This window comes from Streptomyces spongiae (assembly GCF_009377185.1).
In the GTDB taxonomy this organism is placed as follows: Bacteria; Actinomycetota; Actinomycetes; order Streptomycetales; family Streptomycetaceae; genus Streptomyces; species Streptomyces spongiae.
In genome coordinates this window covers 1-8,124 of the sequence record NZ_VJZC01000461.1, presented here as the reverse complement: position 1 = coordinate 8,124, position 8,124 = coordinate 1, and the positions used below count along the sequence as shown (strand labels likewise).

Here is an 8,124-nt window from a genome sequence, read left to right as displayed (position 1 = left end):
TCACGGGCCTGGCGGGGCGTGAAGGCAGCGGTACGTCGTGATGCCGGTGGCGCGTGGGCATTTCAGGGCGCGTGACGCGGGCGGTACGTAGCGACGCCGGGCGCCCGGGCTTTTAAGGGGGGCGTGCGTGCGCGGGCGGTACGTAGCGACGCCGGGCGCGCCCAGTCTTTTAAGGGGCGCGGGGAACTGCGCGACAAGCCACGACGGACCGGTGGTCACCCAACGGCAGGAACCCGGCAGACGAGACGCACCCGTCCAACCCCCAGAGCGGCTCACTCAACTTTCCGGCTTTCCGTTCCGTCTTCGAAGGCGGCACCCGCCAATCCGGACGGAGGACGGCCGCATGAGGGTCCGCGACGGCGTCGTCCTCCGACTGGCGCGAGCCGAGTGGGGACAGCTGTACGACACCGTGCGCCCGGCGTTGCTGCGCGAACGCCGGCGGGCGATACCGCTGGCCCTGACCGCGGTGGGTCTCACCGCACTCCTGCACTTCGTGCACGGCCAGCCGTGGGGCTACGGCTTCGTGCAGGGCATCGGTGCCGTACGCGCCGAGGACCCCCTCTGGCTCGCCCTCTTGCGCACCCCGCTCTCCCTGTTCGTACCGGCCCTGGACCTGCCGGTGTGGGGCGGGCTCCTGCAGATCCTGGTCGTGTTCGGGATCTCGGAGATCTGCCTGGGCCGTCGGCGGACACTCGCCGTCGCGTACCTCGCCACACTGGCCGGCACGTTGTACGCGCGCGTGGGCGTCGCGCTCGGCCCGGACGTGCTGTTCGGGTTGCCCGCGTCGGACGGGCGGGTCGTGGACACCGGGCCGTCGGCCGCCGTGGTCGGGCTCGCCGTGTTCGTGGGCCGGCGCTACCGCGCGTACGTCACGGCGGCAGCCGTGGTCGTGGCGATGGTCGTCGAGGTGCTGCTGAAGCAGAACCTCGCGGGCAAGGAGCACCTGGCGGCGATCGCGGCGGTGCTGGTGGTGTGCGCGGCCTCGGAGTGGCGTCAGCGGCGGTCGGCGGTGCGGCCGGACTCCACGGCCGGTGTGTCGGGGGCGCCGCCGATCCAGTCCTGAGCCTTGCGACTGAGGACCACCCAGCGACGGTCGTGGTGGTAGGCGCGCAACTGGGACTTGGCGCGGGTGCGCGGGCGGCCCCGGTAGAAGCGTTTGGCCCACGGTGAGCCGGGGCGGGCCACCCGGAGCGCGCCGATGACGGCGATGAAGGGCACGATCACGCCGAAGAGCGCGATGCGGGCCTTGCCCTTGCTGAGGGCGAGCAGCGCGAAGAAGAAGTTCAGGGCGACGGTGACGACCGCCGAGCCCCTGCCCGCCAGTTCGTCCTGGCTCGTGTCGTTGACCCCGAACGGCACGAACCCGCAGAGCACCAGGCCGACGAGAGCCGCCGTCAGCACCACCATCTCGACGCTCTTGCGGCCCTGCTCGGTCCAGTACACGTCGTCGAGGTGGAGGATCAGCGCGAACTCGTCCAGCACCAGGCCCACCCCCACCCCGAACAGCACGGCGCACAGGGCGGGGCCGAACCCGTGCCGACCGCTCGCCACCGCGCCGAAACCACCGGCGATCGTCAACAGGACACCGGGGACCACGTGGTGGATGTGCACACCGCCGGAGTCGATGTTGCGGAACGGCCCCTTGCCCGCGCGGATCATGCGCGTGATCACGCGGGTGATCACAAAGGTCAGTACGAAGGAGGTGAGGGCGAGCAGGAGGGGCAGCTTGCCTGGCTCGATGATGTTCCGCTGCAACCAGTGACCCATATGCGCACTTTAGCGATGATTTGAGCCCTACCTGTTCTGCGGCCCGCTGCCGGTGGCCCCGAAGCCGCCGGATACCCTGCGCCGGTGTCCACGCCGGTGTCCAAGCCCTCCCTCCCCGACGGCCTGCGTTTCGCCTTCGGCACTCTGACCGTGCTGCCGGTCACGGTGACCCGCTGGGACCGTGACACCGCGCGCGCCGGGATGCTGTGCGCCCCGGCCGCCGGACTGGTCGTCGGGCTCACCTCCTCCGTACTCGGCCTGCTGCTGCTCCTGCTCGGCGCGGGCCCGCTGCTCGCGGCCGTGGCCACCGCCGCCGTACCCGCCGCCCTGACCCGGGGCCTGCATCTCGACGGTCTCGCCGACACGGCCGACGGGCTGGGCAGCGGCAAGCCCGCCGAGGACGCGTTGCGGATCATGAAGCAGTCGGACATCGGCCCGTTCGGCGTCATCACCCTCGTCTTCGTCCTGCTCGCCCAGGTCACCGCGCTCACCGAGGCGTACGGGGAGTCCTGGGCCCATGGCGCCTTCGCCGCCACCGTCTCGGCCACCACGGCCCGGCTCGCCCTGACCCTGGCCGCGCGCACGGGCGTGCCACCGGCCCGGCCCGAGGGGCTGGGCGCGGCGGTCGCGGGCACCGTGCCGGTGCGGGACGCGCTGCTCGTGGCGGGCCTGGTCGTGTGCGCCGCGGGCGGTGTGAGCACGTTGGCCGTGCCGTACGCCGCCGTCCTCCGTACGGTCCTCGCGGTCGTCCTCGCCTGTGCCGCAGCCGAGGTGCTGCTGCGGCACTGCACGCGCCGCTTCGGCGGGGTGACGGGCGACGTGTTCGGCGCGCTCGCGGAGACGGCGGCGACGGCGGCGCTGGTGGTCCTGTCACTGGGATGATCAGGATCCGGCCCACCGCGGTGGGAGCAATGGCCGAGTAGCACCTTCATCTTCCCCAGTCCCGCCGCTACCTTGAATCCTTCTAAATTGACACATCGTCATCGGGGGAATTTCGTGCCGAAGTCCCGTCGGGCTGTGGCCTGGTTCATCGACTTCGGGTTGGTGGTGGCGCTGGCCTCGGCGCTCGCCACACTGACCTTCCAACGGATAGCCGCTCTCGTCACCGACGTGCCGGAGCTCGCCACGAAGAGCGGCTTCGACCTGCTGAGCTCGCGCGGTGACGTCGTCGACGCCTCGGAGGACCTGGGCGGGTCCCTGTGGAACGAGGCGGTGCTCTACGTCGAGCAGGCCTTCGGGCTGCTGGTCATGGCGACCTTCCTCTACCAGTGGGCCTGCCTCGCCCTCGCCGGACGTACCGTCGGCAAGGGGCTGCTGGGGATGAAGGTGACCCCTGCCCGCCCCGGCAGGACCGCGCTGCGGGCCGCGGTCACCACCACCGCGGACGTCGCCGTGTACGCCGCCGCCTGTGTGCTGCTGATCGAGGGTCAGTTCGTGCTGTCGGTGCTGGTGTGGGCGGTGGCCGTCGTACTGTTCCTCCTCAACGCGCTGCCCGTCTTCTCCCCCAGCCGCCGTTCCCTTGCCGACCGGGTGGCCGGCACGACGATCACATGCCTCGGGCTCAGCACTCTCGCCGCCACACCCCCAGCTCGTACTTCTTCAGTATCGAGCTCAGCCGCAGCCGGCGGGCCTCGGGGCAGAAGTCGCTGGTCCTGAGCTCGTACTCGGCGTGGAAGACCGCCTTGTCCGCCTCGATGAAGGGCTTCATGTCCTTGCATTCCCCGTACTGGGCGCACTGTTCGTTGACCGCGAAGTCGAAGTCGTCGACGAGCTGCGGGATCTGGTCGAGGTCGTTCTTCAGGCCGACGGCCAGGCCGCGTTCATGAGCGAGGCGGGCGATGAGGCGGTTGTAGCGGAGCTGGTGGGCGGCGGTCAGAGGGAAGCCCGTGCGGTTCTTGTAGCCGTCCATGTTGTCCGGTTCGACCGCGTCGAAGCCCTTCTCCTCGCACATGTCGATGCGGGCCGCCATGAGAGGTTCGAGGACGTCGGTGCGGCGGATGTCGAGCCAGCGCTCGCCCTCCCAGCCGTTGCCGCGGCCGAGGACGGACTTGGGGAAGTCGTCCGCGTCCGGGCGGAAGTCCTCCCAGGCCCCGGTCGACAGGTAGCAGATGACCTTGCGGCCGTCGCCGTGAAGTTCGTCGACCGTGTCGGCCGAGTGGTCGAAGCCGTCGATGTCGTACACGGGCACGTCGACGGAGGTGTCCAGGCGCCCGCTGAGCTGCCACTGCCAGGCGGTGCCGGGGCGGGGTCGCCACCGGTCGGCACCGTGCTCGGGGTTGTCGTCGGGGGCGGTGCTGCAGGCCGTGAGCAGCAGAAGCAGGGCGCACAGGACGAGCGGGCGTTTCACCGGGCGGGCTCCAGGGGATACGGAAGGCTTCCCCAGGGATGATCTCCCATCCCTGGCACCGAGGACGCGGACGGCGGGAGTCCGGCCATGGGGATCCCCCTATGCGCAAGCCATGGGGATCTCCCTGTGCGGGCCCGGCCGGGAGCTCGTGGAGGCTGGAGTCACGGGCCCGGACAAGCGGGCCGAAGGCCCGGGGAGTCGGCTCCGGATGCCCGGGAAGCGGGCATCCGGCGCCCGCGTCCCAGGTCCGATGGGCCGAACAGGGCCTAGGCTCGTCCCCGGCACTCCCGGTCCGACCGTGGGGCGCCGCGCGCCACGGATCCCCGACTGCCCGGGGCTGCCGCGCACCGCGGTCCCCCAGCCGGTCGGGGCTGCCGCGCACGCGGGATCATCCAGGGTCCTCCCAGGGGCGGTCGACCCATCCGTTCGGCCACTGACACTCAACTGGAAGCGAGATTTCACCACCGTGACTGCTCTCACTCTCAGCACCGCCGCCGCGCCCGGCCTCCGCGCCGACGCCATCGTGGTCGGTGTCGCGAAGGGCGCCAAGGCCCCGGTCGTCGCGCCGGGCGCCGAGGCCGTGGACAAGGCGTACGACGGCAAGCTGGCGGGCGTCCTGGAGACTCTCGGCGCCTCGGGTGCCGAGGGCGAGGTGACGAAGCTGCCCGCGCCGTCCGGCTTCAAGGCGCCGCTCGTGGTGGCGGTGGGCCTGGGAGCCGTGCCCGAGAAGGACGCCGCCTTCGAGGCCGAGGCGCTGCGCCGCGCGGCCGGTGCCGCGGCCCGGGCCCTGGCCGGTTCGAAGAAGGCCGCGTTCGCGCTGCCCATCGCGGACGCCGGTGACGTCGCCGCCGTCGCCGAGGGCGCGCTGCTCGGCTCGTACTCCTTCGACACGTACAAGGAGAACGGTAAGGACGCCAAGGCGAAGAAGGGCAAGGCGCCGCTCGCCGAGGTCGCCCTGCTCGGCACCAAGCCCCGCGACCGCGCCCACAAGGCCGCCGCGGAGCGGGCCACCGCCGTGACCGAGGAGCTCAACCGCGCCCGCGACCTGATCAACATGCCGCCGAACGACCTGAACCCGGAGGCGTTCGCCGCCGTCGCCCAGGCCGCGGGCAAGGAGCACGGCCTCAAGGTGCAGGTGCTCGACGAGAAGGCGCTGGAGAAGGGCGGCTACGGCGGCATCCTCGGCGTGGGTGCCGGGTCGGCGTCGGCACCCCGTCTGGTGAAGCTGTCGTACACCTCCTCCAAGGCGAAGAAGCACCTCGCGTTCGTCGGCAAGGGCATCACGTACGACTCGGGCGGCATCTCGCTGAAGCCCGCCGGGCACAACGAGACGATGAAGTGCGACATGAGCGGCGCGGCGGCGGTCTTCGCCGCGGTCGTGGCCGCCGCGCGGCTCGGGCTCGAGGTCGACGTCACCGGCTGGCTCGCCCTCGCCGAGAACATGCCGTCCGGCTCGGCCACCCGCCCGGGTGACGTGCTGCGCATGTACAGCGGCAAGACCGTCGAGGTCCTCAACACCGACGCCGAGGGCCGGCTGGTGCTCGCGGACGCGCTCGCCAGGGCCTCCGAGGAGAAGCCGGACGCGATCGTGGACGTGGCCACGCTGACGGGCGCGATGATGCTGGCGCTCGGCAACCGGACGTTCGGGATCATGGCGAACGACGACGCGTTCCGCTCCGCGGTGCACGAGGCCGCCGAGGAGGTGGGCGAGGGCGCCTGGCCCATGCCGCTGCCGGACCACCTGCGCAAGGGGATGGACTCCCCGACCGCCGACATCGCGAACATGGGTGAGCGGTACGGGGGCGGGCTGGTCGCCGGTCTGTTCCTGAAGGAGTTCGTGGGCGAGGGGATCACCTGGGCCCACCTCGACATCGCGGGGCCGGCGTACAACGAGTCCGGGCCGTTCGGTTACACGCCGAAGGGTGGAACGGGGAGCGCGGTGCGGACCCTGGTGCGGTTGGCCGAGCTGGCGGCTTCGGGGGATCTGGGCTGAGGTTCGCTTGGGGCGGCGGGGCTCCGTGCCGGTTGAGCTCCGTCGCCCACGAGCTCGGTTCTTCCTGTCGTAGGGCGGCTGCGGGTTGTGTGTGACTGGTCGCGCAGTTCCCCGCACCCCCTACGGGGACGTGGGGCTTCTCACACCGCAGCCCGGCGTCCCGGACGCCACGGACAAGTGCGAAGATGGGGCACGGCAGGACAGGGCCCCACCGAAGGGCCGAAGCAAAGAGCGGCCGGACACCAGCCGCCGACCGGTCATCGCGCACCGGCGCACGGCGCACATGCATGGAGGACGTGACGTGGCGAACGACGCCAGCACCGTTTTCGACCTAGTGATCCTCGGCGGTGGTAGTGGCGGTTACGCCGCGGCCCTGCGCGGGGCGCAGCTGGGCCTGGACGTCGCCCTGATCGAGAAGGACAAGGTCGGCGGCACCTGCCTGCACCGGGGTTGCATCCCCACCAAGGCCCTGCTGCACGCGGGCGAGATCGCCGACCAGGCCCGCGAGAGCGAGCAGTTCGGTGTGAAGGCCACGTTCGAGGGCATCGACGTACCGGCCGTCCACAAGTACAAGGACGAGGTCATCTCGGGCCTGTACAAGGGTCTGCAGGGGCTCGTGGCCTCGCGCAAGGTGACCTACATCGAGGGTGAGGGCCGACTGTCCTCCCCGACCTCCGTGGACGTGAACGGCCGGCGGGTCCAGGGCCGTCACATCCTGCTGGCGACCGGCTCGGTGCCGAAGTCGCTGCCCGGTCTGGAGATCGACGGCAACCGCATCATCTCCTCGGACCACGCGCTCGTCCTGGACCGCGTGCCGAAGTCCGCGATCGTCCTCGGCGGCGGTGTCATCGGTGTCGAGTTCGCCTCCGCGTGGAAGTCCTTCGGCTCCGACGTCACGGTCATCGAGGGCCTGAAGCACCTCGTCCCGGTCGAGGACGAGAACAGCTCGAAGCTTCTCGAGCGGGCCTTCCGCAAGCGCGGCATCAAGTTCAACCTCGGCACCTTCTTCCAGAAGGCCGAGTACACGGCGGACGGTGTCAAGGTCACGCTCGCCGACGGCAAGGAGTTCGAGGCCGAGTACCTCCTCGTCGCCGTCGGCCGCGGCCCGGTCTCGCAGGGCCTGGGCTACGAGGAGGCCGGGGTCGCCATGGACCGCGGTTACGTCCTCGTCGACGAGTACATGCGGACGAACGTCCCGACCGTCTCCGCAGTCGGTGACCTGGTCCCGACGCTCCAGCTCGCGCACGTCGGCTTCGCCGAGGGCATCCTGGTGGCGGAGCGTCTGGCCGGTCTGAAGACCGTTCCGATCGACTACGACGGCGTGCCGCGGGTGACGTACTGCCACCCCGAGGTCGCCTCCGTGGGCATCACCGAGGCCAAGGCCAAGGAGGTCTACGGCGCGGACAAGGTCGTCGCTCTGAAGTACAACCTCGCGGGCAACGGAAAGAGCAAGATCCTCAAGACCGCGGGCGAGATCAAGCTCGTCCAGGTCAAGGACGGCGCCGTGGTCGGCGTCCACATGGTCGGCGACCGCATGGGCGAGCAGGTCGGCGAGGCCCAGCTGGTCTACAACTGGGAGGCGCTGCCGGCCGAGGTCGCCCAGCTCATCCACGCCCACCCGACGCAGAACGAGGCGCTCGGCGAGGCCCACCTGGCCCTCGCGGGCAAGCCCCTCCACGCCCACGACTGAGCCTTCGGTCAACGGACGCGACGACACAGACTTCCGCAATTTCGTAAGGAGCAACCGAAACCATGGCGGTTTCCGTAACCCTTCCGGCGCTCGGTGAGAGCGTCACCGAGGGCACTGTCACCCGCTGGCTGAAGGCCGAGGGCGAGCGCGTCGAGGCCGACGAGCCGCTGCTGGAGGTGTCCACCGACAAGGTCGACACCGAGATCCCCTCGCCCGCCGCCGGTGTGCTGGCGTCCATCAAGGTCGCCGAGGACGAGACGGTGGAGGTCGGCGCCGAGCTGGCCCTCATCGACGACGGCACGGGCGCGCCTGCCGCCGCCCCTGCCC

General features: G+C 70.9%; 8 protein-coding genes. 6 read left to right on the top strand and 2 right to left on the bottom strand.

Annotated elements, in window-relative coordinates; all coding sequences use genetic code 11:
* Positions 1 to 343: 343 nt before the first annotated feature.
* Positions 344 to 1,063 (top strand): hypothetical protein, encoded by a 720-nt coding sequence (locus tag FNH08_RS51150; protein WP_194238756.1) that lies wholly within the window; start codon positions 344 to 346, stop codon positions 1,061 to 1,063.
* On the opposite strand, the gene FNH08_RS38160 is transcribed toward FNH08_RS51150, so the two are convergent.
* Positions 994 to 1,767 carry a hypothetical protein gene (locus FNH08_RS38160; protein ID WP_152776110.1) on the bottom strand — a complete coding sequence of 258 codons (774 nt, stop codon included), beginning with the start codon at positions 1,765 to 1,767 and terminating at the stop codon, positions 994 to 996. The genes FNH08_RS51150 and FNH08_RS38160 overlap by 70 nt on opposite strands.
* Before the next feature lie 84 nt (positions 1,768 to 1,851).
* Between FNH08_RS38160 and cobS the strand changes: the two genes are divergently transcribed.
* Both cobS and FNH08_RS38150 read left to right on the top strand, forming a co-directional pair.
* Positions 1,852 to 2,649, top strand: coding sequence for an adenosylcobinamide-GDP ribazoletransferase (gene cobS / locus FNH08_RS38155; RefSeq protein ID WP_322726157.1), 798 nt, complete (start codon positions 1,852 to 1,854; stop codon positions 2,647 to 2,649).
* 114 nt (positions 2,650 to 2,763) lie between these two features.
* Positions 2,764 to 3,423, top strand: coding sequence for an RDD family protein (locus FNH08_RS38150; protein ID WP_322726156.1), 660 nt, complete (start codon positions 2,764 to 2,766; stop codon positions 3,421 to 3,423).
* On the opposite strand, the gene FNH08_RS38145 is transcribed toward FNH08_RS38150, so the two are convergent.
* Positions 3,329 to 4,114: an endo alpha-1,4 polygalactosaminidase gene (locus FNH08_RS38145; protein WP_322726155.1), complete on the bottom strand. Its 786-nt coding sequence runs from the start codon at positions 4,112 to 4,114 to the stop codon at positions 3,329 to 3,331. The genes FNH08_RS38150 and FNH08_RS38145 overlap by 95 nt on opposite strands.
* 466 nt (positions 4,115 to 4,580) lie before the next feature.
* On the opposite strand from FNH08_RS38145, the gene FNH08_RS38140 reads away from it, so the two are divergent.
* The 3 genes from FNH08_RS38140 to FNH08_RS38130 all read left to right on the top strand — a co-directional run.
* Positions 4,581 to 6,107, top strand: coding sequence for a leucyl aminopeptidase (locus FNH08_RS38140; protein WP_322726154.1), 1,527 nt, complete (start codon positions 4,581 to 4,583; stop codon positions 6,105 to 6,107).
* Between the two features lie 301 nt (positions 6,108 to 6,408).
* Positions 6,409 to 7,797 carry a dihydrolipoyl dehydrogenase gene (gene lpdA, locus FNH08_RS38135; RefSeq protein ID WP_322726153.1) on the top strand — a complete coding sequence of 463 codons (1,389 nt, stop codon included), beginning with the start codon at positions 6,409 to 6,411 and terminating at the stop codon, positions 7,795 to 7,797.
* A gap of 62 nt (positions 7,798 to 7,859) precedes the next feature.
* A partial coding sequence (locus FNH08_RS38130; RefSeq protein ID WP_322726152.1) for a biotin/lipoyl-containing protein occupies positions 7,860 to 8,124 on the top strand: 265 nt, incomplete at its 3' end.

Coding starts and splice junctions, on each gene's coding strand:
- FNH08_RS38160 (WP_152776110.1), bottom strand. CDS start 1,767: ATGGGTCACTGGTTGCAGCGGAACATCATCGAGCCAGGCAAGCTGCCC.
- FNH08_RS51150 (WP_194238756.1), top strand. CDS start 344: ATGAGGGTCCGCGACGGCGTCGTCCTCCGACTGGCGCGAGCCGAGTGG.